The following is a 25,841-nucleotide window of genomic DNA, read 5'->3' on the forward strand; positions in this document are numbered from 1 at the left end:
TAATGATGCGAAAACCCGCATGCGCCACGCTGGCTGTCATGATGAGTTTGCTGTTCACGCCTTTCTCTCAGGCAGGCCAGGCCTGGGAGAGTTACAAAGCGTGCTTCTTTAAGCCGGATGGGCGAATCGTCGATACCGGCAACGGTGACGTTTCCCATACCGAAGGCCAGGGTTTTGCCATGCTGATGGCGGTGGCAAACGATGATAAAGCGACCTTTGATAAACTCTGGCACTGGACCAACAGTACGCTGAAGAATAAAGAGAACGGTCTTTTTTACTGGCGTTATAACCCCGCTCAGGCAGACCCGATTGCCGACAAAAACAATGCCTCCGATGGCGATGTGCTCATTGCCTGGGCTCTGTTAAAAGCGAACGCGCGCTGGCATGACAAAGGCTACAGCACGGCATCGGATGCCATTACCAAAGCGCTGCTTGCCCATAACGTAATCCGCTATGCGGGTTACCGCGTGATGTTGCCCGGCTCACAAGGGTTTAAGCTGGACAATAACGTTGTGCTTAATCCTTCCTACTTCGTGTTTCCTGCCTGGCAGGCATTTGCTGACCGCAGCCATTTGCAAATATGGCGTCAGCTCGCGCAGGACGGACAGCGGCTGCTGAAGAAAATGGGGTCGGGTAAAGCCAATCTGCCAACCGACTGGGTCTCTCTGGACACGAAAGGGACGCTGGCCCCCGCAAACGCCTGGCCGCCCCGCATGAGTTATGACGCCATCCGCATTCCGCTGTACATCAGCTGGTCCAACGCGAAAAGCCCCTTGCTCACCCCGTGGCGCGCCTGGTTCGGTCAGTTTCCGCGTGAACAAACACCCGCGTGGGTTAACGTCACGACGAATGAATACGCCCCCTACATGATGGCAGGCGGTCTGCTGGCAGTGCGTGATTTAACGATGGGGCAGACGATCGGCGAGCCGGACATCACTGCAAATGATGATTACTATTCGGCAAGCCTGAAAATGCTGGTCTGGATCTCAGAACAATAAGGCCCGCTCCCCGCTGGGGAGAGGGCCAGGTCTTTTACTGCGGATACGGTACCCAGTCGCCGCCGTTCAGGCGAACATAAGGTTTGTTCTGGTACTGGATCACCACCGCATTGGCGTTCTCCGATACCTCTGCCGTTTGTGGCAGACCGCTGGTGAGCTGATCCCAGTTCACGCTATCTTCAACAAACAGCTTACCGTCTACCGCGCGGGCAACGAGTTCTGAAATCGCCAGATAACTGCTTGGCTGAGTGATTTCGATTGGCGCACCCTGATGCGGGGCCTTCATCCCGAAGAATTTAATCCCGGCAGGGACGTTGGTAATCGACGGGCTTGGAATATCACGCAGGCCGGATACCTGCATCCTGTCGCCTTTCAGCGCGCCGCCGTGTTCAGGTACCACAACGACCATCACTTTACGGCCTGATTTTTCCAGCTCGGTAAAGAACGCGTCCAGTTCATCAAAGAACTTCTGCGCACGAACTTTGTAATCCGCCGTTTTGCTCACGCCCGGGAAGTGGTTACCATCGTGAAGCGGCAGGGTGTTAAAGAATGTTGCACTACGCGAACCCTCTTCTTTGCTGACGGTCTGCAACCAGCGCTGTAGCACGGCAGTATCGTCATAAACCGGAGAACCATCGAAGCCCAGCAGAGTGACCGGCAGACCCGTTTGGTCCATCAGCGGTGCCTGCATACCCCCTTCTTCACGCACCTCTTTCAGGAAGTTACCAAACTGACCGTTATGACCCAGCATCAGGTGCTGCGTAAAGCCCAGTTTGGACAGGTTATCAAACAGGTAACACTGGTTACCGGCTGGCTGATAGAGGTTCTTATGCGAAGGTTGACCGCAGCTTGCACGTAACAGGCGAATCGCTGCCGGGCCGCTGTAAGAGGTCGCAGAGTTGAAATCTTTAAACTGAATATCGAAATGCGCCCACAGCGGATGCGACATTAATCCGGCTGCATCCACATCCGCCCAGGAGAGAGAACAGATGTTGATCACCAGCAGTTCAAATGGCTGGGCGTCGGCAGGGAGCGCATCCGGGAATTTGGTCTGACGCTTATCTTCAGCGGTATAGAAACTGGAGAGCCACGCGTTCAGATTGGTGGAGGTGGGTGGGGCGGTTTGTGCAGGAATATCGCCAACCACCGGCGTATCGCCTGCCGTCGTGACGGTTGCTGCCGCCGTGCCACCGGTGGTGGTGACCGTTGTGGTCGGTTGACCGGCTGGCCACAGGGAGAAACTCGGCCCTGCCAGCGTCAGCACGTTTAACCAGACCATAATCGCGACGACAAACACCGTCACGCGGATCCACTGTGCCAGGAACAGCCAGGCGACCAGCAGCACAAACACCGCGCCAATCATCTGCCAGTTAATAAAGCGCTCAACCAGATCAAGCATATAGTCGGTACTGAAGCCCGCAACCTGCGAGCCCTGGCTCATAATGCTTTCCGGACCCGGTAGCCAGGTGTCATGCCAGAAGAGCGCGAACCCAATGGGGATAGCGACCCAGTGACGCAAACGATGCAGCCTGATATTGGGAATAGGCATCAGCAGGAATGCCATAAATACCAGGTTAAGCAGAGGGTGGAAATTAAGATAGCCTGCCCAGAGCAGGCCAAACTTCACCAGAAAGTAGAAATTCCAGCCGGAAAGTCCGCGCCAGTATTGCCAGAGCGGCGAGGGCGCCGACGTGGTATAGGTAGAATTAGTCATGTTTTCGGTCTGCCTTGACGTTCGGAGCGCGTGTCAGTGTTCCGGCTGGTTTAAGGTAGCGGGGTTTTAGAAACATCAATCTTGCCGTATCGCGAATACGACGCAGAGAATGGCGCGCATAGTAGCCCAGCGGGAAAAAAATCAGCGCACACAGTACGACCAGTTGAATGATATCGCTGAGATTCATGATGATGCGCTCTCCTCGCCCTCAGGTAATAAACGTCGTGGTTCGGGTATCCGCCGCCAGACATGCCCGTCATGCTTCGCATTCAGGATCGGTTTGACATCGTTTGCCATAGGTAAAGGTTTCGCCCATTGTTCAGGCGTCAGGGCGCGCATTTGCACCAGTTCAGCGCTAATCAAATTATCTTCGAACCAAATCATGCGGTTAGAGAAAATATCGCCAGTCGGCAGAGGGAAGATATGGTTGAGCGCGGTGTCGAGATCGTTTACCCGGCAGAAGGATAAAAACAGCACCAGACGGTTATCGCCAATCGTCATGATGTCTCCGATGCGGTTAGGGCGACATAGCGTGAGCGCCTGCTCAACACGAATACCCGGCACCGGACGCAGGGCAACCATGACCCCTTTTCCGTCTGCTGGCAGCAGCGTATTACTCATCATGTTGCCGACGGCATCACAGAAGGTATCCCACTTTTGAAAACCGCGCAGTTTCATCGGCTGTGTCATGGAGAGCAAGGTGCCGATATCTTCCGGAACATGGCGGTTAAACTGCTGCCCCTGTATGCTCTCAATAAGTGTCAGGCAGCGCGACAGCGGCGCATTCCACGGTATGACCATATTTGCGCCGCAACCCAGCAGCAGTCGTTCGTCAGTGGCACGCAGGCTGGTATTATTTTCACGCACCACGATTTTTAACGCACTGCCGCGCTGACGGCGTAATGTGTGAATGTGTCTCGCCAGCGTTTCGATTTGGTTATTCTGCATGAGAGAAAAAACAATCGTAGCGGCCTGCGTCGTACGGGCTTCATTAAATAACGCTTCGTTAGTTTCAAACAGTGACCAATTTTCAGAAAGCGCAGGCGCACCTTCTAATACCGCAATGTGGCTCAGGATGCGTTTTTCATCGCTGCGTGGCTGAACCACGGTTTCTTCTTGTCGGGCGAGATGCCACTCTCCCTCGATATGTTTAAGGGTGAGCTGTTGACGAGCGCTAACCCCTTTTTCATTGCACCAGAATGCAATATCGTAAAGATAGCTATCCGTCTGGTCATGGATACTTGCCAGACCGAAAAGAGAACGATATTCGCCCATTAACAGTGAAAAAAGCTTGTCGTTATTACTGCTGGGGTTAACAACCAATAGTGTGCAGTTTTGATTTTTTGCCCACTTATTGATTCTGTTCAGCCAGCGAAGCAGTTTTTCTGAGGGGATATTTTGCAGCGCGTTATTCGAACATTTTAGAATCAGGAAATAGTGATCCGGATCAATCGAGCACTGAATATCGCGGGGCAAAAAGTATAGACTATCCGCCTCCGAAGACATGGAAAATAATCGTACGGTCTGTGGCCCGCGGTCGTTTTCGAGCCTGATGATATTTTTAGGTTCTTCGCCCATCGTAATGACAGCCACGCGGGAATCCTTATCCTGTGCGGCGATCGTCTGGTTTACCAGACTTATGGCATCTTCGTTGCGATCCGTATTAATCCACCAGACTCCTCCGACTGGCATGTGGCGCAATTCGTCCCATAATGACTGGATGCCAATAGAAAATATGGAGTCCACGGTATCCCTCTTTTCGTCGAATTTATCTGTATCTCAGTTTACTAGCGAAAGCGTAGAAATAAACCTAACATTGAAATTAAAGAGCATCAGATTTAGCATGTAAATGAAATTTCGTGGGCAGGATGCCGACAACATCTGATCGTGTGATTTTACGCTAAGGGATGAATTAATCATGCATAATAACGAATCCGGAACGCCTGTAGACTCAAGCCTGGGTTACACATTTCAAAACGATTTTCTGGCGCTGACGCAGGCTTTCTCTTTGCCCGAAATAGATTACACCGATATTTCCCAGCGGGAACAGTTGGCCGCGGCTATTAAACGCTGGCCGTTATTAGCTGAATTTGCCCAACAACAATAAGGGAGCCATTGATGGCCATACTAAATAGCTGCGCCTAATACCGCTACACTTTTTCCAGTCCATGCTGTCCTCCCGGGAAGGGACTGACGGTTTCCATAAAATGACGAACCTTTTTCAGTAGCTGCCACATTGAACGGCACTGATGATTACGCGTTATCGTGTCATGCAGCGCCTGCCATAACCGCTCAACATGGTTTACCCACGGTGAGTAAACTGGCTGATAAATCACTCTGAACTTCGGGTTCCCTTTCAGCCACCGCTGTGTTTCATGGCTTTTATGGATAATGTAGTTATCCACGATGAGCGTGATGGTTTTTGCCCGTCGATATGTGCCTTTCAGGTGCTTCAGCAGGCTGATGAAGAGTGCCGAACTCTTGCTGTTTCCACCCACATAGCTGACTTTGCCCGTGCCGCTGTGCAGCGCTCCGGCCAGATAGTATTTTTCATTCTGCCCCGGCGTTATCACGCGTTTCTGTTGTCCACGCAACTGCCAGTCTGCACCGATTTTGGGATTAAGGTGGATATCCACTTCATCCTCATAAAAGACCGGGTGTTCTGCGCTGCATTCGTCCAGTGCTTTATGGATTGCCGCCATCTTTTCGTCCTTATGCGGATCGCGGATACGCAACGTTGGCGCAGCCCTGCGCCATACCAGTCCGGCAGAGGGCAACCAGCGACGCACAGTGCCTGCATGCAACTGACACCCGGTTATCTCATTGATTTTTATTGTCAGTAATTCGGTGCTCCAGCGTGAACGTTGATAACCAAAATCGCCGGGAGAGTGCTTTATCAGTTCACGTAACAAGGTGCAAATATGCTCAAAAGGCCAGCGTCGGGAGCGTCCTGCCGGTAAGGATTTGAGGCCTTCCACACCCGATAACGTGAACCAGTTAATCCAGCGCCCAACAGATGAACGGGCGCAACAGAGCGTTCTGGCAACGCAACTAACACTGTTACCCCGGTGCAGCATCAGCATAGCGGTGAGTCTGCGGGCATAATTTTTATCGCGTGTTTTATGGATAGCTTTTTGCATCAGGCGGCGTTCGTCGCGGGGTATTGGTGCTATGATCGGCATCGCTCAGTCCGGTTGGTGATTTGTTTTGATTTGGCGATTGATCAGATCGCACAATTCGGGCTGAGTTCCCTTTAAGTGATCTACTATTCGGCGCAGCTATTTAGGATTACAGGGCGTCCGTGGTGGTGTAGGTACAACATCCATTACCGCGGCGCTGGCGTGGTCATTACAGCTGTTAGGCGAATCGGTGCTGGTTATTGATGCCTGCTCCGACAATTTGCTGCGCATGTCATTTAACGTCGACTTTACGCATACAAAGGGTTGGGCCCGCGCGCTGCTCGACGATAAAGACTGGCGTGACGCGGGTATGCGCTATACCTCCCAGCTTGATTTACTTCCTTATGGTCAATTGACTGAAGCTGAGCGTGAGAATGAAGCCGCGTATCAGCGTCTGCTTTCGCAATTTACGACCGCGTTGAAGAGCCTGGAGGAAAAAGGGCAGTATCAGTGGATATTACTGGATCTGCCGCACGGTGCCGCCACGCTCACTCGCCAGCTACTTGCGCAATGCGACCATGTTCTCTCTATCGTGAATGTGGATGCGAATTGCCATATTCGCTTGCACCAACAGCCGTTGCCGACGAATGCCCATCTGCTGATTAATGATCTTCGCATCAACAGCCAGATCCAGGACGATCTCTACCAGGTTTGGCTGCAAAGCCAGCGTCGCCTGCTGCCGATTGTTATCCATCGCGATGAGGGAATGGCGGAATGTCTCGCCTCCAAGCAGCCGCTCGGTGAATATCGGGGCGATTCGCTGGCAGCCGAAGAGATCCTGACGCTGGCGAACTGGTGCTTATTGCACTTCGCGAAAAGACCGGAATCAGCCGGGAGTACGGTATGAGTCGCCTGTCTAACGGGTTACTTATCCCGCCGGTCAGTTCGCGTTTAAGCGAGCGCTACCGGCACTACCGTCGACATGGCGCGTCGTCGCTGAGTGCCACGCTCGGTTGCTTCTGGTTAATCCTGGCCTGGATATTTATTCCACTCGAACACCCCCGCTGGCAGGGTATTCGTGCGCGTCACAGTGAACTCTATCCGCACATTAACCCCGACCGTCCAAGGCCTCTCGACCCTGCACGCTATGCGATTCAGGCCGTCTGGCTGGCAGCGACGTCGGCCAGGGTGGAAAAATCCACGCCGCGCTGGCGTAGCTTCGATCGCGTGCAGAACTTACGTGAACGCTATCACCAGTGGCTGGACACGCTTCCCGACCGCGTCGGCGACAAAACCAGTCATCTGGATAATCATAAAGAGCTCGGGCACCTGCACCCGGGCTTCAGGCGTTTTATCCTCGGCGTCATTGTGGTGTTCTCGCTCATTCTGGCACTGGTCTGTATTACGCAGCCGTTCAACCCGCTGGCACAGTTCACCTTCCTGATCCTGCTCTGGGGCGTAGCGCTGCTGGTGCGGCGCATTCCGGGACGCTTCTCCGCCCTGATGCTGATCGTGCTGTCACTGACGGTTTCCTGCCGCTATATCTGGTGGCGTTATACATCAACGCTGAACTGGGATGACCCGGTCAGCCTGGTGTGCGGTCTGGTTCTGCTGTTTGCTGAAACTTACGCGTGGATTGTGCTGGTCCTGGGCTATTTCCAGGTTATCTGGCCGTTGAACCGCCAGCCGGTTCCGCTGCCAAAAGACACCACCCAGTGGCCGTCGGTCGATCTCTTTGTACCGACTTACAACGAAGACCTGACGGTGGTGAAAAACACCATTTATGCCGCATTAGGTATCGACTGGCCGAAAGATAAGCTCAAAATCTGGATCCTGGATGACGGTGGCCGCGCCGAGTTTCGCCAGTTTGCGGAGGAGGTCGGCGTGGAGTACATCGCCCGTACCACTCATGAACACGCGAAGGCCGGTAACATTAACAACGCCCTGAAGTATGCCACCGGGGAGTTCGTCTCCATCTTTGACTGCGACCACGTGCCAACGCGCTCGTTCCTGCAGATGACGATGGGCTGGTTCCTGAAAGAGAAAGAGCTGGCGATGATGCAGACGCCACACCACTTCTTCTCACCGGATCCGTTTGAACGCAACCTCGGTCGTTTCCGTAAAACCCCGAACGAAGGCACGCTATTCTATGGCCTGGTGCAGGACGGAAACGATATGTGGGACGCCACCTTCTTCTGCGGCTCCTGTGCCGTTATCCGCCGCAAACCGCTGGATGAGATTGGCGGTATTGCCGTTGAGACAGTGACGGAAGATGCCCACACCTCGCTGCGTTTACACCGCCTTGGCTATACCTCCGCATACATGCGCATTCCACAGGCAGCAGGGTTGGCGACAGAATCGCTGTCGGCGCATATCGGCCAGCGTATTCGCTGGGCGCGTGGCATGGTGCAAATTTTCCGCCTCGATAACCCATTGATGGGTAAAGGGCTGAAGCTGGCGCAGCGCCTGTGCTATGTCAACGCCATGTTCCACTTCTTATCCGGTATCCCGCGGCTGATCTTCCTCACCGCGCCGCTGGCATTCCTGCTTCTTCATGCCTACATCATTTACGCTCCGGCGCTGATGATCGCGCTGTTTGTTCTGCCGCACATGATCCACGCGAGCCTGACGAACTCGAAGATCCAGGGGAAATATCGCCATTCGTTCTGGAGTGAAATCTACGAAACCGTGCTGGCCTGGTACATTGCCCCGCCAACCATGGTGGCGCTGATTAACCCGCACAAAGGCAAGTTCAACGTCACCGCGAAAGGTGGGCTGGTGGAAGAGGAGTATGTCGATTGGGTGATCTCCCGTCCGTATATCTTCCTGGTCCTGCTTAACATCGTCGGCGTCATCGTAGGCATCTGGCGTTACTTCTACGGCCCGGAAAACGAGGTCCTGACGGTATTCGTGAGTATGGCGTGGGTGTTCTACAACCTGATTATCCTCGGTGGTGCGGTAGCCGTATCGGTCGAGAGCAAACAGGTACGTCGTGCGCACCGCGTCGAGATCAGCATGCCGGCAGCAATAGCCCGCGAAGATGGTCACCTCTTCTCCTGTACCGTGCACGACTTCTCTGACGGTGGTTTGGGCATCAAAATCAACGGTCAGGCGAAAGTGCTGGAAGGGCAAAAGGTCAATCTGCTGCTCAAGCGCGGTCAGCAGGAGTATGTCTTCCCTACGCAGGTTGCGCGTGTGGCGGGTGATGAAGTGGGTCTGAAGCTAATGCCGCTGACCAAAAAGCAACATATTGATTTTGTGCAGTGTACGTTTGCCCGCGCGGATACGTGGGCTCTCTGGCAGGACAGCTTCCCGGAAGATAAACCTCTGGAAAGCCTGCTGGATATTCTGAAGCTGGGGTTCCGTGGCTATCGTCACCTTGCAGAATTTGCCCCGTCGTCGGTGAAATTAATTTTCCGGTCACTTACTTCACTGGTTTCCTGGGTCGTGTCGTTCATTCCGCGTCGACCTGAGCGAGATGAAGCGAAGCAGGCAGACCCGGTTATGGCTCAACAATGATGATAACGCGATGAAAACAAAACTTTCCTGGTTATGTGCAGTGGCAATGGGGATGAGTGCGCTCCCAACAACAATGGCTAACGCAGCGCCTGATAACGCAGCGGCCACGCCTGCCCCTACGGTTCCGGTGGTCGCGCAAGCGACCGATCCTGTTGTCACGGCAGCACCGGGGCAAACGGAAAACGTGGTCCCGAATAAGCCGACGGCGGGGAATACCTTACCTGCCGACAGCCAGGTCGTTGGGCAGGTGATGCCAGGCGTACGGGGTGCCAGTGCACCTGTCGTCGCCGAAAATGTGCCGTCGCGCGATGTGAAGCTGTCGTTCGCCCAGATTGCCCCGCCGCCGGGCAGCATGGTGCTGCGTGGCATCAATCCTAATGGCGGCGTTGAGTTTGGGATGCGTAGCGACGAAGTGGTATCGAATGCGGTGCTGAATCTGGAATACACGCCGTCACCGTCACTGCTGCCCGTTCAGTCTCAGCTCAAGGTCTACCTGAACGATGAACTGATGGACGTTTTGCCGGTCACCAAAGAGCAGTTGGGTAAGAAAACCCTGGCTCAGGTGCCGATCAACCCGCTGTTCATCACCGACTTTAACCGTGTCCGTCTGGAGTTCGTCGGTCACTATCGCGATGTGTGTGAAAACCCGGCCAGCAACACGCTGTGGATGGATATTGGTCGTAACTCCTCGCTGCAGTTGACCTATCAGCCGCTGGCGTTGAAAAACGATCTCTCGGCCTTCCCGGTCCCGTTCTTCGACCCGCGTGACAATCGCCCGTTAAACCTGCCGATGGTCTTTGCCGGTGCGCCAGATGTGACGGAACAGCTTGCCGCCACCATCGTGGCTTCCTGGTTTGGCTCTCGCTCCGGCTGGCGCGGTCAGAGCTTCCCGGTCATGTACGACAAAATGCCGGACAAAAACGCCATTGTGTTTGCCACTAACGCCAAACGCCCGGCGTTCCTGCGCGAACACCCGGACGTGAAAGCGCCGACGATTGAAATGATCAACCACCCGGACAATCCGTATGTGAAGCTGCTGGTCGTCTTCGGGCGTGATGAGAAAGATCTGGTGCAGGCGGCAAAAGGCATTGCGCAGGGGAATGTTCTCTTCCGGGGAAACAGCGTTGTGGTGGACGAGGTGAAACCGCTGCTGCCGCGTAAGCCTTACGATGCCCCTCACTGGGTGCGTACCGATCGCCCTATTAGCTTCGGCGAGCTGAAAACCTATGAAGAGCAACTGCAGTCGACCGGCCTTGAGCCTTCTCCTGTCAGTTTGTCGATGAATCTGCCGCCCGATCTGTATCTGCTGCGCACCAACGGTATTGATATCAACCTGAACTACCGTTACACCGCGCCGTCGACCAAAGACAGCTCGCGGATGGATATCAGCCTGAACAACCAGTTCCTGCAATCATTCAGTCTGACGAGCAACCAGGAAACCAACCGCCTGATGCTCCGCCTGCCTGTGCTGCAGGGGCTGCTGGACGGTAAAACCGATGTGTCCATCCCGGCGCTGAAGCTTGGCGCGATAAACCAGCTGCGTTTCGACTTCCAGTATATGAACCCGATGCCTGGCGGCTCGGTCGATAACTGCATCACCTTCCAGCCGGTACAGAACCATGTTGTGATTGGCGATGAGTCCACTATCGACTTCTCGAAGTATTATCACTTTATCGCGATGCCGGATCTGCGTGCGTTTGCCAACGCCAGCTTCCCGTTCAGCCGCATGGCCGATTTGTCTGAGTCGATTATTGTGATGCCGAAAGCGCCAAATGAGGGTCAGGTGTCGACGCTGCTGAATACGATGGGGACCGTTGGATCGCAAACCGGTTTACCGGCCGTCAACGTCTCGCTCACCGACGATGGCAGCCAAATCCAGAACAAAGATGCCGATATCATGGTCATTGGCACCATTCCGGATAAGCTGAAGGATGATAAACGCGTCGATCTGCTGGTGCAGGCTGCCCAGTCGTGGGTTAACACGCCGCTGCGCCAGACCGAGTTCCCAAGCATTATGCCGGACAGCGGTGACCGCCAGGCCAGCGTGAAAACCAGCGTTAGCTCAACGGGCCCGATGGCGGCAATCGTGGGCTTCCAGTCACCGTACAACGACCAGCGCAGCGTGATCGTCCTGCTGGCAGACAGCCCTCGCGGGTATGAACTGTTAAATTCGGCCATGAACGACAGCGGTAAACGGGCTGCCATGTTTGGTTCTGTCTCCGTTATCCGTGAGGCGGGCGTCAACAGCCTGCGCGTCGGCGATGTCTATTATGTCGGTCATCTGCCGTGGTTCGAACGTCTGTGGTATGCCTTGTCCAATCATCCGGTCCTGCTGGCGATTCTGGCTGCAGTGAGTGTGATATTGCTGGCATGGGTGCTGTGGCGTCTGCTGCGTATCATCAGCCGTCGTCGTTTGAATCCGGATCATGAGTAAGCTGTGATGAAAGGCTTTCGCTGGTGTGTATTCGCCGTGTTGATGCTGGCGGCGACGAATCTACGCGCCGCCTGTAGCTGGCCTGCCTGGGAACAGTTTAAACAGGACTACATCAGCGAAAGCGGGCGCGTTATCGATCCCAGTGACGCGCGAAAAATTACCACCTCTGAAGGGCAAAGCTACGCGCTGTTCTTTGCCCTGGCAGCAAACGATCGTAAAGCGTTCGATTTGCTGCTGGCGTGGACGCGCGATAATCTCGCCGGGGGCGATTTAGCGACCAACCTGCCTGCCTGGCTGTGGGGGCAAAAGGACAAAGAGACCTGGGCGGTTATCGACCCAAACTCCGCCTCCGATGCCGATATCTGGATTGCCTGGTCGCTGCTGGAAGCAGGGCGGCTGTGGAAAAATCAGGACTACACCCGCACAGGCAAGGGGCTGCTTAAACGCATCCTCAGCGAGGAAGTGGTAAAAGTGCCGGGTCTGGGCTTCATGCTGCTGCCGGGTAAAACCGGATTTGCCGAAGAGAACGCCTGGCGCTTTAACCCCAGCTACCTCCCGCCACAGCTCGCGAACTATTTCACCCGATTTGGTAGGCCGTGGAGCACGCTTCGTGAAACCAATCTGCGTTTATTGCTGGAGACGGCACCGAAAGGCTTCTCCCCGAACTGGGTGCAGTACCAGAAAAACAGAGGCTGGCAGCTCGGTCAGGATAAATCGCTGGTGGGCAGCTACGACGCCATCCGCGTTTATCTCTGGGTGGGCATGATGAATGATAAAGACCCGCAGAAGGCTCGGCTGCTGGCACGCTTTAAGCCAATGGCAACGGTGACGGCAAAGCAGGGTGTACCGCCGGAGAAAGTAGACGTGGCAACCGGAAAACGGACGGATAAAGGCCCGGTCGGTTTTTCTGCCTCTCTGCTCCCTTTTTTACAGAATCGGGACGCGCAGGCAGTGCAACGACAGCGCGTCGCCGATCGTTTTCCTGATAATAATGCCTATTACAGCTATGTACTGACCCTCTTTGGGCAAGGGTGGGATCAGCATCGTTTTCGCTTCACCACACAGGGTGAATTAATACCGGATTGGGGCCAGGAATGCGCAAGTTCACAATAAATCTACTCAGTTTATCGCTTGGCCTGGCACTGATGCCAATGGCCGGGGCCGCCAATTCCCCCCAGCAGCAACAGTTGCTGGAGCAGGTTCGTCTGGGCGAATCAACGCAGCGTGAGGATTTGGTTCGCCAGTCGCTTTACCGACTGGAGCTGATCGACCCGAATAACCCGGACGTGATTGCCGCACGTTTCCGTTATCTCTTACGTCAGGGAGATAACGCGGGCGCGCAAAAAGAGCTGGACCGCCTGAAAGGCATGGCGCCGAGCTCCAGCGCATACAAAACGTCCCGCAACACGATGCTGCTCTCCACGCCGGATGGCCGCCAGGCCTTGCAGCAGGCTCGCCTGTTGGCGACGACAGGTCATACGCAGGAAGCCATTGCCGCCTATGACAAACTGTTTGCTGGCGATCCGCCGGATGGCGACCTGGCAGCAGAATACTGGACGCTTGTAGCCAAAGAGCCCGCCAGACGGAATGCCGCCATTAATCAGTTGAAGAAGATTAATGCCAGTAATCCGGGCAATACGCAGCAGCAGGCTGCGCTGGCGCAACTCCTGTTCCAGAGCGGACGCCGCGATGAAGGTTTTGCGGTGTTGCAGGCGATGGCGAAATCCAACAATGGCCGCAATCAGGCATCTGATATGTGGTATCAGCAAATTAAAGATCAGCCTGCCAGCAGTGCCAGCGTCAGCGCGCTGCAGAAATACCTCACGGTGTTTAGCGATGGCGACAACGTGACGGCGGCGCGGGCACAGCTTGACGCACAGCAAAAACAACTTGCCGACCCAACGTTCCGCGCCAAAGCCGAAGGGCTAGCCGCAGTGGATGCCGGGCAGGGCGGTAAAGCGGTGGCAGAACTGCAAAAAGCGGTCAGTGCCAACCATACCGACAGCGAAGCCGTGGGCGCGCTGGGCCAGGCCTATTCACAAAAAGGTGACCGCGCTCGCGCGGTGGCGCAGTTTGAAAAGGCAATCGCCCTCGATCCGCAGAGCGATAATCGGGGCAAGTGGGACAGCCTGCTGAAGGTCAACCGCTACTGGCTGCTGATCCAGCAGGGTGATGCAGCGCTGAAAGCTAACAACACTGCCCAGGCGGAGCGCTATTTCCAGCAGGCGCGCAATATCGATAATACCGACAGCTATGCGGTGTTGGGGTTGGGCGATGCCGCCGCCGCGCGCAAAGATAACGACGCCGCCGAGCGGTATTACCGTCAGGCGCTGCGCATGGACAGCGGCAACAGTAATGCGGTGCGCGGCCTCGCCAATGTGTATCGCGCGCAGTCGCCGGAGAAGGCGACACAGTTTATTCAGTCACTCTCGGCCAGCCAGCGTCGCAGCATAGATGATATTGAACGTAGCCTGACCAACGAACAGCTCTCCGCGCAGGCAGAGCAGCTGGAAAACCAGGGGCAATACGCCCAGGCCGCAGAAATTCAGCGTCGTCGCCTTGCGCTCTCGCCGGGAGACGTATGGATCACCTACCGTCTGTCGCGGGATCTCTACAGCGCGGGTCAGCGCAGTCAGGCGGATACTCTCATGCGCCAGCTGGCAAGCCAGAAGCCGGGCGATCCGGATCAGGTCTACGCCAACGGGCTGTATCTCTCGGGGAACGATCAGGATCGCGCCGCGCTGGCGCATCTGGATACCCTGCCGCGCGACAAGTGGAACGGCAATATTCAGGAGCTGGCTGACCGACTGCAGAGCAATCAGGTGCTGGAAACCGCTAACCGCCTGCGTGACAGCGGGAAAGCGCAGGAGGCTGAAGACCTGCTTCGTCAGCAGCCAGCATCCACGCGTATCGATTTAACGCTGGCAGACTGGGCAGAACAGCGTGGCGATCATAACGCCGCGAAAGCGGCCTACAGCACCGTGCTCCAGCGTGAGCCGCAAAACGAAGATGCGCTCCTCGGACTGACCGAAGTTTATATCGCGCAAGGTGATAAAGACGCGGCGCGTGCCGAGCTGGCGAAACTGCCAGCCGCGCAAAATGGTCAACCGCCGTCGCTCAATATGCAACGTCGGATCGCCATGGCGCAGGCTGGCCTGGGAGATTCCGCCGCCGCAGAGCAAACCTTTAGCAAGATTATCCCTCAGGCCAAATCGCAGCCCGCATCGATGGACAATGCGCTAGTGCTGCGTGATGCGGCACGATTCCAGGCCCAGAACGGCCAGCCGCAGCAGGCGCTGGAAACCTATAAAGATGCGATGGTGTCGTCCGGCATCACGTCAACTCGCCCGGCGGATAACGACAGCTTCACCCGCCTGACGCGAAATGATGAAAAAGACGACTGGCTGAAGCGCGGCGTGCGCAGCGATGCCGGTGATTTGTATCGCCAGCAGGATGTAAACGTCACGCTGCAACACGACTACTGGGGCTCCAGCGGCACCGGTGGCTATTCCGACCTGAAAGCGCATACCACGATGCTGCAGGTCGACGCGCCATTGTCGGATGGACGCATGTTCTTCCGAAGCGATCTGGTCAATATGGACGCTGGCTCGTTTGCCACCAATAACGGCACCTACGATCCGAAATGGGGGACCTGTGCCGAAACGCCATGTAGCGGCAACACGAACCAGTCAGCGAACGGTGCTAGCGTGGCTGTGGGCTGGCAGAATAAAACCTGGGCGTGGGATCTGGGTACGACGCCAATGGGCTTCGACGTGGTGGATGTGGTCGGTGGCGTGAGCTACAGCAGTGACCTGGGGCCGATTGGCTACACCCTGAACGCGCATCGTCGTCCTATCTCCAGTTCTGTGCTGGCCTTCGCCGGGCAAAAAGATACCAATACCAACACCACCTGGGGCGGCGTCCGTTCGACCGGCGGCGGTGTGAGCGTAAGCTATGACAAAGGTGAGGCGAACGGCGTCTGGTCGAGCCTGAACATGGACAGCCTGACCGGTAAAAATGTGGAAGATAACTGGCGCATCCGCTGGATGACCGGCTATTACTACAAGCTGATCAACGAAAACAACGAACGTCTGACGGTCGGTGTGTCTAACATGCTCTGGCATTACGACAAAGATCTCAGTGGCTACACGCTGGGACAAGGTGGCTACTACAGTCCGCAGGAGTATGTCTCTTTTGCGTTGCCCGTCACCTGGCGTAAGCGTACTGAGAACTGGTCATGGGAGCTGGGTGGTTCGGTCTCCTGGTCGCATTCGAAGACGAAAGATGAGTTGCGTTATCCGAAACAGGGTCTGATCCCAACCGATGAGCCTGGCCGCTATACCGACAGAGGCGAAATGGAAACCGGTAGCAGCTCCTCCGGTACCGGTTATACCGCGAGGGCGATTATCGAGCGCCGTGTGACCTCCAACTGGTTTGTCGGTCTGGGCGTGGATATTCAGGAAGCAAAAGACTATACCCCGAGCCATGCGCTGCTCTACGTGCGTTATTCTGCTGCAGGCTGGCAGGGCGATATGGACCTGCCGCCAGAGCCGCTGGTCCCTTACGCCGACTGGTAATCGGATTTAACTTAATCCAATTGTAAGTCTCTCTTAAAAGTGCAGCAATCGGGTATACTCAGGCGCACCAGGTTCACTCCCTGGTGCGCCCTGCGCTTCGAGTTCTGTGGAGAGTCATTTTGCGTGTTAGCCGTTCTTTAACGATCAAACAGATGGCGATGGTTTCAGCCGTCACAATGCTGTTTGTCTTTCTCTTCAGCGTTATTTTGCTGTTTCATGCCGTACAGCAGAATCGCTACAACACGGCTTCGCAACTCGAAAGTATTGCCCGTGAGGTGCGTGAGCCGCTGTCGGCCGCGATCCTGAAAGGGGACATTCCCGACGCGGAAACCATTTTAAAACGCATCCAGCCTGCGGGTATTGTCAGCCGCGCGGATGTCGTTCTGCCTAATCAGTTTCAGGCGTTACGGATGCGCTTCATTCCTGAACGCCCCGTCCCGGTCATGGTCATGCGCATGTTTGAGCTACCGGTGCAAATTTCCCTGCCCATCTATTCACTGGAACGTCCGGCCAACCCTCAGCCGTTAGCCTACCTTGTCCTTCAGTCAGACTCCTATCGCATGTATAAGTTTGTCATGAGTTGGGTTGCGACGTTAGTGACTGCTTACTTACTTTTGACGCTTATTTTGAGCGTCGCGCTCACCTGGTGTATTAACCGTTTGATTGTGCATCCGTTGCGCCGCATCGCCAGAGAGCTGAACGACCTCCCGCCGCAGGAGCAGATAGGCCACCAGATTGCGCTGCCGCGTCTGCATCATGACGATGAAATCGGCATGCTGGTGCGCAGCTACAACATCAATCAACAGCGCATTATGCGCCAGCAGGATGAACTCAATATCAGTGCCACCCGTTTCCCGGTGTCAGATCTGCCAAATAAAGTCTTCCTGATGGCGATGCTGGAGCAGACGGTTGCCCGCCAACAGACCACCGCGCTGATGGTGGTCGCCTGCGAAACCTTGCAGGATACGGCGGGCGTGCTCAAGGAGAGCCAGCGTGAAATGCTGCTCCTGACGCTGGTGGAAAAGGTGAAATCGGTGCTTGCCCCGCGCATGGTGCTGACTCAGGTTAGCGGCTATGACCTGGTGATCATCGCGCATGGGGTGAAAGAGCCATGGCACGCTATTACGCTAGGTCAGCAAGTGCTCACTGTCATTAATGAGCGGTTACCGATTCAGGGGATCCAGCTTCGTCCGAGCGCCAGTATCGGGATTGCGATGTTCTACGGCGACCTGACGGCAGAGCAGCTTTACCGTCGCGCATTCTCGGCGGCCTTCACCGCGCGACGCAAAGGGAAGAATCAGATCCAGTTCTTCGACCCGGAGCAGATGGAAAAGGCGCAGCAGCGTCTGACCGAAGAGAGCGACATACTGACCGCGCTGGACAACCGCCAGTTTGCCATCTGGCTGCAGCCGCAGGTCAATTTACTCACAGGTGAAGTGAACAGTGCCGAAGCGTTGCTGCGTATGCAGCAGCCGGATGGCTCGTGGGAGCTGCCTGAGGGGCTGATTGACCGGATTGAATCCTGTGGCCTGATGGTCAGCGTGGGGTACTGGGTGCTGGAAGAGTCCTGCCGCCAGCTTGCGGCCTGGCAGGAGCGGGGCATCACCCTGCCGCTGTCGGTAAACCTCTCCGCTTTACAGCTGATGCACCCGACCATGGTGTCGGAGCTGCTGGAGCTGATCCACCGCTATCGCATCCAGCCGGACACGCTGATTCTGGAAGTGACGGAGAGCCGTCGTATTGACGACCCGAACGAAGCCGTGGCGATCCTGAAACCGCTGCGTAACGCGGGTGTTCGCATCGCGCTGGACGATTTCGGTATGGGCTACGCCGGACTGCGGCAGCTTCAGCATATGAAAACGCTGCCGGTCGACGTGCTGAAAATCGACAAAACCTTTGTCGATGGACTACCGGAAGACAGCAGTATGGTCGAGGCCATTATCCAGATGGCGCGCAGTCTCAACCTGCATGTGATTGCTGAAGGTATCGAAAATGAAGACCAGCGCGACTGGCTGGCTAAAGCGGGTGTGGAGGGCGGCCAGGGCTTCTTATTTGGTCGGGCCGTGCCGTCGGATATCTTCGAAAAAAGCTACCTTGCCGACGTGGGCAATAACGCAAAAGTGTAATTTTGTTGCTGGCTTGTGCGAGCCAGCTCAAAGTTCTTAACATTTGTGTTTCAAATTTGAACCTGGTTTATTTCTGTCCTGTTATGCGGGTGTTATTTTAGAGCCGCAGGTTAACCATAACCTTAAAAAGCCTGTGGTTTTTCTTCCCAAGGACACCCTATGAAAACCTCAATCTTCAAAAGCCTTTACTTTCAGGTCCTGACAGCCATCGCAGTCGGTATTCTGCTTGGTCACTACTACCCTGAACTGGGCGCACAAATGAAGCCGCTTGGCGACGCATTCGTGAAGCTCATCAAAATGGTCATTGCCCCGGTCATCTTCTGTACGGTGGTAACGGGTATCGCTGGCATGGAAAGCATGAAGGCGGTCGGACGTACCGGCGCAGTAGCGCTTCTCTATTTCGAAGTGGTCAGTACGCTTGCCCTGATTATCGGCCTGATCATTGTTAACGTCGTTCAGCCTGGGGCGGGTATGAACGTTGACCCGGCCACGCTCGATGCGAAGGCGGTAGCCGTTTACGCCGAGCAAGCGAAAGATCAGGGGGTTGTCGCCTTCCTGCTCGACGTGATTCCGAGCAGCGTTATCGGCGCATTCGCCAGTGGCAATATCCTGCAGGTGCTGCTGTTTGCCGTGATGTTTGGCTTTGCCCTGCACCGTCTGGGCAGCAAAGGCCAGCTCATCTTCAACGTCATTGAAAGCTTCTCGCAGGTCATCTTCGGCATCATCAACATGATCATGCGTCTGGCCCCGATCGGTGCCTTCGGCGCGATGGCGTTTACCATCGGTAAATACGGCGTCGGCACGCTGGTACAGCTGGGTCAGCTGATTATCTGCTTCTACATCACCTGTATTCTGTTTGTAGTGGTGGTGCTGGGCTCAATCGCTCGTGCGGCGGGGTTCAGCATCTTCAAGTTCATCCGCTACATCCGCGAAGAGTTACTGATTGTTCTGGGCACCTCGTCCTCTGAGTCGGCGCTGCCGCGTATGCTCGATAAGATGGAAAAACTGGGCTGCCGGAAGTCGGTGGTGGGGCTGGTGATCCCGACGGGCTACTCCTTTAACCTGGACGGCACCTCGATATACCTGACGATGGCCGCGGTGTTTATCGCCCAGGCGACCAACAGCCATATGGATATCTTCCATCAAATCACCCTGCTGGTGGTGCTCCTGCTCTCCTCGAAAGGGGCGGCGGGTGTTACCGGAAGTGGGTTCATTGTGCTGGCGGCGACCATTTCAGCGGTGGGACACCTGCCGGTGGCTGGCCTGGCGCTGATCCTGGGTATTGACCGCTTTATGTCTGAAGCGCGCGCCTTAACCAACCTGGTGGGTAACGGTGTGGCTACGGTGGTGGTGGCGAAATGGGTGAAAGAGCTGGATCACAAAAAGCTCACCGATACGTTAAATAATCGCCCAACTGACAGCAAATCAGCAGGTTTATCCTCTTAATCACGTCATAATTGCCCGCATTCCCTTGTCGGGATGCGGGCTCCTGCGCATAATAATGCTTCATACCTGTCATACTTCGACAAGATTTTTTTTGGGTATATTTCACTTCCCTCCGTGACGTTTGGCTTAACACGCGGTCTAATCGGAGTGTTTTCATCGTCATCTTTAGAGTGCTCACGTCGCGAGACACTCTTTTTAACCAGGAATGTTGATCAGGGGTTCACATGCAGGGCACAAAAATTCGACTCTTAACCGGCGGTTTGCTGATGATGGCAGCAGCCAGTTATGTGCAGGCAGATGCGCTCCAGCCAGACCCGGCCTGGCAACAAGGGACCCTGGCGAATGGTTTTCAGTGGCAGTTGTTAGCGACTCCGCAGCGTCCCAGCGATCGTATTGAAATTCGTTTGTCAGTGAATACCGGTTCCCTCACTGAAAGCACCCAGCAGACTGGCTTCAGCCACTTTATTCCTCGACTGGCGCTCACCCAGAGCGGCAGTTTGCAGGCGGTACAGGTGCGTTCGCTCTGGCAACAGGCCATCGACCCGAAACGTCCTCTGCCCCCTGCGGTTGTGTCATACGACTACACCATGTTCAACCTGAGTCTGCCAAATAACCGTAACGACCTGCTGAAAGAGGCGCTGACCTATCTCTCCGACGCCACCGGTAACCTGTCGGTGACGCCGGAAACCGTCAACTATGCGCTGAGTAACAGTGACATGGTGGCGACCTGGCCTGTCGATACCAAAGAGGGCTGGTGGCGCTACCGCCTGAAAGGGTCAACGCTGCTCGGTCATGATCCGGCAGAGCCGCTGAAGCAGCCTGTGGATGCCGAGCAGGTCAAATCGTTCTACCAGAAATGGTACACCCCGGATGCGATGACCCTGATCGTGGTCGGCAATGTGGATAGCCGTGCGGTCGTCGAGCAAATCAACAAAGTATTTGGTGAGCTTAAAGGCAAGCGTGAAACGCCTGCGCCCGTACCGACCCTTTCGCCGCTGCGTCCTGAATCTGTCAGCATCATGACGGACACCGTGCGTCAGGATCGTCTCTCTATGATGTGGGACACCGCCTGGCAGCCTATTCGCGAATCCGCCGCGCTGCTGCGCTACTGGCGTGCAGACCTGGCGCGTGAAGCGCTGTTCTGGCACGTTCAGCAAACGCTCAGTAAAAACAACGTGAAGAATATTGGTCTGGGCTTTGACTGCCGGGTGTTGTTCCAGCGTGCGCAGTGCGCCATTAACGTTGAATCGCCGGGCGATAAGCTGAATACGAACTTGGGCGTGGTGGCGAAAGAGCTGGCAAAAGTGCGTAAAGAGGGGCTCTCTGAAGAGGAGTTCAACGCGCTGGTCGCGCAGAAATCACTTGAGCTGCAGAAACTGTTTGCCACCTATGCTCGCGCCGATACCGATATCCTGATTAGCCAGCGTATTCGCTCCCTGCAAAACCAGGTGGTCGATATCGCGCCGGAGCAGTATCAAAAGCTACGCCAGGATTTCCTCAGCGGTCTGACCGTAGAGATGTTAAATCAGGATTTGCGTCAGCAGCTATCGCAGGATATGGCGTTGATTCTGCTGCAGCCGCAAGGCGAGCCGGAATATGACATGAAGGAACTGAAAGCGACCTGGGATGCGATCATGGCGCCTGAAGCGCAGCCTGCACAGGCTGCATCGGCGGATGATTTGCACCAGGATGCGAGCGATATTCCGCAGGGTCAGTAAGACCCCGGTTCTTGGTTCCCTCTCCCTGTGGGAGAGGGTTAGGGTGAGGGCATCAGCCCGCACCTTATTTAAACAGGCATTGCCTCACGTGGAATAATCGCCCCGCGATACTGAATCACGGTACTCGCCGTTAGGTGACCACGCTGTGCCGCCGCTTCAGGTGTCCCACCCGTCAGGCGTACCGCCAGATACCCCGCGCTGAAAGAATCTCCCGCCGCCGTCGTATCAATCACTTTCTCTTTCGCCAATTTCACCGCAGGTACCTCAACCACCGCTTCGCCCGCGATGGCCACCAGGCATGAATCCGCACCGCGTTTAACCACCACTTCGCTCACACCAGCAGCCTGAGTGCGTGAGATAACCTCATCCACGGGCTTCTCACCCCACAGGGCGTCTTCATCATCCAGGGTCAGGAATGCGATGTCGGTGCATTCCAGCATTTGCTGATAAACCTGCTGCGTCTCTTCGCGGCTGGCCCACAGGCGAGGGCGATAGTTATTATCGAAGATCACCTTGCCGCCGTTGGCGCGGCATTCGCGCAGCAGAGACAGCAGCTTTTCCCGGCTTTCCGGGCTCAGGATCGCCAGGCTGATCCCGCTCAGATAGAGGTAGTCAAAGGTGGCCAGCTCTTCGCAAATGGCGGCGGCGGCATCGCTTTCCAGCCAGAATTTGGCGGCGGCTTCGTTACGCCAGTAGTAGAAGGTGCGCTCGCCGGTGCTGTCAGTTTCGATGTAGTACAGACCCGGCAGGCGGTTTTCCATACGCTGGATAAGGGTGGTGTGAACATTCTCGCTCTGCCAGGACGCCAGCATCTGCTCGCTGAAGCTGTCCGTCCCAAGCGCAGTAACGTAGTTCACGCTCAGTGCGTCAGGAGCAACCTGACGGGCAATATAAACAGATGTGTTTAATGTATCGCCACCAAAACCGCGGCTGACTTCCTCGCCTTTTTGGGACAGCTCAATCATGCATTCGCCAATCACGGCAATTTTTTTGGACATAGTCGTGAACCTGAACAGAGTAATTTACGGTAGTGTGCGTTGAGTGAATTTTGTGGTCAACCATATTAAAACGACGTTCCAATATTTTTTTTGAGCCAGCGCGTGTTCCTGCAAATTTCTGTCATCTTAATTTCATTTTCCCGGCTAATTGAACATAAAGTTCTCAATTAGCGCGCCGATAACCCAGTGACGAGTCCAAAAAGGTCATCCCATACAACAGGACATCTGAAATGAAGTCAGAGCAGGTTATCCAGCGGCTGAACACTACGCCAGAGGCAAGTATTGAGAACTTGCAGGAGCATCGCTACTGGCTGCAATGTGATCGAGCGTACACCTATCAACCCATCTATCGCACCGATGGTCGGCTGATGGCGATTGAGATTTTAACGGTCGTTACACACCCATCGAATCCTTCACAGCGCATTGCGCCTGACCGCTATTTTGCGGAGGTGGCGGTTCGCCAGCGACTGGACGTGCTGGAAGAACAACTCCGGATGCTGGCAACGAAGCAGGCATTTTTCGCCCGGCACGATATCCTTGCGTCGGTCAATGTAGACGGTCCAACTCTGCTGGCATTGCGCCAGAACGAGAAATTGCAGGCGCTGATTGCCTCCCTGCCCTGGGTGCGTTTTGAACTGGTGGAGCATGTCCGCCTGCCGCAGGACTCCTCATTTGCCTCCATGTGCGAGTTTGGCCCGCTGTGGCTGGATGACTTCGGCACCGGCATGGCGAACTTCTCGGCCCTTAGCGAAGTGCGTTACGACTACATCAAAGTGGCCCGCGACCTCTTTATCATGCTGCGCCAGACGCAGGAAGGTCGAAACCTGTTCACGCTGCTGCTGCAGCTGATGAATCGCTATTGCCAGGGCGTGATTGTTGAAGGCGTTGAAACGCTGGAAGAGTGGCGTGATGTGCAAAACTCTCCTGCCGCCGCTGCGCAGGGCTACTTCCTCTCTCGTCCGGTGCCGATGGATACGCTCGAAACGGTGATAACAACGCTCTGAACTGCCCGCTTCCCTTTGTCTGGACTATAGTTTTACAGGACAGGTCATCAGGAAAGGGGACAAAAATGACAAAGACAACCAGGGTTATCGCCTGGATCTCAGGGATTTTCTTGTTGTTGATCGCGGTCACCATCATCATTATTGCGACATTCGACTGGAACCGTCTTAAGCCGACCATCAACCAGAAAGTCTCAACTGAGCTGAACCGACCCTTTGCCATACGCGGCGATCTGGGTGTGGTATGGGAACGGCAGAAAGAGGAGACCGGCTGGCGAAGCTGGGTGCCCTGGCCGCACGTTCACGCCGATGACATTATTCTTGGCAACCCGCCGGACATCCCTGACGTGACAATGGTTCACCTGCCGCGCGTTGAAGCCACGCTGGCACCGCTCGCGCTGCTGACCAAAACGGTTTACCTGCCGTGGATAAAACTCCAGCAGCCCGACGCACGCCTGATCCGCCTTTCTGAAAAGAACAACAACTGGACGTTTAACCTTGCCAGCGACGGCGAGAAAGATCCCAATGCGCAGCCCTCTTCGTGGTCATTCCGCCTCGATAACATTCTTTTCGATCGCGGGAGGATCGCCATTGACGATAAGGTCAGCAAAGCAGACGTGGAGATCCTGGTCGATCCGCTCGGCAAGCCACTGCCGTTTAGCGAAGTCACGGGCAGCAAGGCCAAAGGTGACAGCGCAAAAGCGGGCGATTACGTTTTCGGTCTGACGGCAAAAGGGCGCTATAACGACCAGCCGCTGACCGGGAAAGGGAAAATTGGCGGCATGCTGGCACTCAGGGGCGAGGGCACACCGTTCCCGGTGCAGGCGGATTTCCGTTCCGGCAACACCCGCGTGGCGTTCGTGGGTACGGTTAACGACCCGATGAACATGGGCGGTGTTGACCTGCAGCTGAAGTTTGCTGGTGATTCGCTGGGTGAGCTGTATGAACTGACCGGCGTGCTGCTGCCGGATACCCCACCGTTTGAAACGGACGGGCATCTGGTGGCAAAAATCGACACCGAGAAATCGTCGGTCTTTGACTACAGGGATTTCAACGGCCGCATTGGCGACAGCGATATTCACGGCTCGCTGACCTACACCACCGGCAAACCGCGTCCGAAACTGGAAGGTGACGTCGAGTCCCGTCAGCTGCGTCTGGCCGATCTCGGCCCGCTGATTGGCGTGGATTCCGGCAAAGGCACCAAATCAAAAGAGGTGAAAAAGGACATCCAGCCTGCAGGAAAAGTGCTGCCTTACGATCGCTTTGAGACCGATAAGTGGGACGTGATGGATGCGGACGTCCGCTTCAAAGGGCGCAAAATTGAGCATGGCAGCACGCTGCCGTTGAGCGATCTCTCGACGCATATCATCCTGAAAAACGCCGATCTGCGTCTGCAGCCGCTGAAGTTTGGCATGGCGGGCGGGACGATTTCCTCGAACATTCATCTGGAAGGCGACAAAAAGCCGATGCAGGGACGGGCAGAGATTCAGGCGCGCAGGCTTAAGCTAAAAGAGCTGATGCCGGACGTCGAACTGATGCAGAAAACCCTCGGTGAGATGAACGGCGATGCCGACATTCGCGGCGTGGGCAACTCCGTGGCGGCGCTGCTGGGCAGCGGTAATGGTAACCTGAAACTGCTGATGAACGACGGGCTGATCAGCCGCAACCTGATGGAAATTCTGGGGCTTAACGTCGGTAACTTTATCATCGGCCAGATTTTCGGCGACGATGAAGTCCGCGTGAACTGTGCGGCGGCAAACGTGGATCTGGTCAACGGCGTGGCGCGCCCGCAGATCTTCGCCTTCGATACGGAGAATGCGGTGATCAACGTGACCGGGACGGCCAGTATGGCCTCTGAGCAACTTGATCTCACCATTGACCCGGAAAGTAAGGGGATACGTATCATCACCCTGCGCTCGCCGCTCTACGTGCGCGGCACCTTCAAAAATCCGCAGGCGGGCGTGAAGCCCGGGCCGCTGATTGCGCGCGGTGCGGTAGCGGCAGCGCTTGCCACGCTGGTGACGCCCGCTGCGGCGCTGCTGGCGCTGATTTCGCCGTCAGAAGGGGATGCCAATCAGTGCCGGAACATTTTGGCGCAGATGAAGAAGTAAGGTGCGGTCTGTGTATTGCCGGGTGGCGCTGCGCTTACCCGGCCTACATTTGAATCGTAGGCCGGGTAAGGCATAGCCGC

17 protein-coding genes are annotated in these 25,841 nt (G+C 55.6%); 12 read left to right on the forward strand and 5 right to left on the reverse strand.

Features of this window, described 5'->3' with window-relative positions; translation table 11 throughout:
- Positions 1-5: 5 nt before the first annotated feature.
- Positions 6-998, forward strand: coding sequence for a glycosyl hydrolase family 8 (locus tag EXW94_RS08935; RefSeq protein ID WP_174340095.1), 993 nt, complete (start codon positions 6-8; stop codon positions 996-998).
- A gap of 34 nt (positions 999-1,032) precedes the next feature.
- On the opposite strand, the gene bcsG is transcribed toward EXW94_RS08935, so the two are convergent.
- The 3 genes from bcsG to bcsE are packed head-to-tail and all read right to left on the reverse strand — an operon-like array spanning position 1,033 to position 4,458.
- Entirely contained in the window at positions 1,033-2,712 is a 1,680-nt protein-coding gene (gene bcsG, locus EXW94_RS08940) for a cellulose biosynthesis protein BcsG (protein WP_148401353.1), read from the reverse strand.
- Positions 2,705-2,899: a cellulose biosynthesis protein BcsF gene (gene bcsF / locus EXW94_RS08945; RefSeq protein ID WP_089599348.1), complete on the reverse strand. Its 195-nt coding sequence runs from the start codon at positions 2,897-2,899 to the stop codon at positions 2,705-2,707. Before bcsF ends, bcsG begins: the two co-directional genes overlap by 8 nt.
- Positions 2,896-4,458, reverse strand: a complete 1,563-nt coding sequence (bcsE, locus tag EXW94_RS08950; RefSeq protein ID WP_120159387.1) for a cellulose biosynthesis c-di-GMP-binding protein BcsE — start codon at positions 4,456-4,458, stop codon at positions 2,896-2,898. Before bcsE ends, bcsF begins: the two co-directional genes overlap by 4 nt.
- A gap of 172 nt (positions 4,459-4,630) precedes the next feature.
- On the opposite strand from bcsE, the gene bcsR reads away from it, so the two are divergent.
- On the forward strand, positions 4,631-4,819 hold the full coding sequence (gene bcsR / locus EXW94_RS08955; RefSeq protein ID WP_010426045.1) for a cellulose biosynthesis protein BcsR: 189 nt from the start codon (positions 4,631-4,633) through the stop codon (positions 4,817-4,819).
- A 43-nt stretch (positions 4,820-4,862) separates the two neighbouring features.
- Here the strand turns inward: bcsR and EXW94_RS08960 are convergent, their stop codons facing one another.
- The gene (locus tag EXW94_RS08960) at positions 4,863-5,894 is read right to left on the reverse strand and encodes an IS630 family transposase (RefSeq protein WP_174339222.1); all 1,032 of its coding nucleotides are present in this window, start codon (positions 5,892-5,894) and stop codon (positions 4,863-4,865) included.
- Between the two features lie 85 nt (positions 5,895-5,979).
- On the opposite strand from EXW94_RS08960, the gene bcsQ reads away from it, so the two are divergent.
- From bcsQ to EXW94_RS09000, 8 genes are all read left to right on the forward strand, one after another.
- Positions 5,980-6,738 (forward strand): cellulose biosynthesis protein BcsQ, encoded by a 759-nt coding sequence (gene bcsQ / locus EXW94_RS08965; protein ID WP_174340096.1) that lies wholly within the window; start codon positions 5,980-5,982, stop codon positions 6,736-6,738.
- Positions 6,735-9,350, forward strand: coding sequence for a UDP-forming cellulose synthase catalytic subunit (gene bcsA, locus EXW94_RS08970; RefSeq protein WP_148401351.1), 2,616 nt, complete (start codon positions 6,735-6,737; stop codon positions 9,348-9,350). The genes bcsQ and bcsA overlap by 4 nt, the downstream gene beginning before the upstream one ends.
- A gap of 10 nt (positions 9,351-9,360) precedes the next feature.
- Positions 9,361-11,784, forward strand: a complete 2,424-nt coding sequence (gene bcsB / locus EXW94_RS08975) for a cellulose biosynthesis cyclic di-GMP-binding regulatory protein BcsB (protein ID WP_174339979.1) — start codon at positions 9,361-9,363, stop codon at positions 11,782-11,784.
- Between the two features lie 6 nt (positions 11,785-11,790).
- Positions 11,791-12,897 (forward strand): cellulose synthase complex periplasmic endoglucanase BcsZ, encoded by a 1,107-nt coding sequence (bcsZ, locus tag EXW94_RS08980; RefSeq protein ID WP_174340097.1) that lies wholly within the window; start codon positions 11,791-11,793, stop codon positions 12,895-12,897.
- The gene (gene bcsC, locus EXW94_RS08985; RefSeq protein WP_174339980.1) at positions 12,879-16,361 is read left to right on the forward strand and encodes a cellulose synthase complex outer membrane protein BcsC; all 3,483 of its coding nucleotides are present in this window, start codon (positions 12,879-12,881) and stop codon (positions 16,359-16,361) included. The genes bcsZ and bcsC overlap by 19 nt, the downstream gene beginning before the upstream one ends.
- 119 nt (positions 16,362-16,480) lie before the next feature.
- The gene (gene hmsP / locus EXW94_RS08990; RefSeq protein WP_217436396.1) at positions 16,481-18,487 is read left to right on the forward strand and encodes a biofilm formation regulator HmsP; all 2,007 of its coding nucleotides are present in this window, start codon (positions 16,481-16,483) and stop codon (positions 18,485-18,487) included.
- Between the two features lie 159 nt (positions 18,488-18,646).
- Positions 18,647-19,933 carry a dicarboxylate/amino acid:cation symporter gene (locus EXW94_RS08995; protein WP_010426035.1) on the forward strand — a complete coding sequence of 429 codons (1,287 nt, stop codon included), beginning with the start codon at positions 18,647-18,649 and terminating at the stop codon, positions 19,931-19,933.
- 224 nt (positions 19,934-20,157) lie between these two features.
- Positions 20,158-21,651 (forward strand): pitrilysin family protein, encoded by a 1,494-nt coding sequence (locus EXW94_RS09000; RefSeq protein WP_174339981.1) that lies wholly within the window; start codon positions 20,158-20,160, stop codon positions 21,649-21,651.
- Positions 21,652-21,719: 68 nt separating this feature from the next.
- Here EXW94_RS09000 and EXW94_RS09005 read toward each other — a convergent pair whose 3' ends face one another.
- On the reverse strand, positions 21,720-22,649 hold the full coding sequence (locus tag EXW94_RS09005; protein ID WP_108417654.1) for a sugar kinase: 930 nt from the start codon (positions 22,647-22,649) through the stop codon (positions 21,720-21,722).
- A 230-nt stretch (positions 22,650-22,879) separates the two neighbouring features.
- Here EXW94_RS09005 and pdeH point away from each other — a divergent pair, with 230 nt between their 5' ends.
- Both pdeH and EXW94_RS09015 read left to right on the forward strand, forming a co-directional pair.
- Complete coding sequence (gene pdeH, locus EXW94_RS09010) at positions 22,880-23,653, forward strand: cyclic-guanylate-specific phosphodiesterase (protein WP_174339982.1); 774 nt, start codon at positions 22,880-22,882, stop codon at positions 23,651-23,653.
- 65 nt (positions 23,654-23,718) lie between these two features.
- Entirely contained in the window at positions 23,719-25,761 is a 2,043-nt protein-coding gene (locus tag EXW94_RS09015) for an AsmA family protein (RefSeq protein WP_174339983.1), read from the forward strand.
- The last annotated feature ends 80 nt before the right edge of the window (positions 25,762-25,841 follow it).

Origin of the sequence: Enterobacter sp. JMULE2 (genome assembly GCF_013337145.1) — a bacterium.
GTDB lineage: Bacteria > Pseudomonadota > Gammaproteobacteria > Enterobacterales > Enterobacteriaceae > Enterobacter > Enterobacter mori.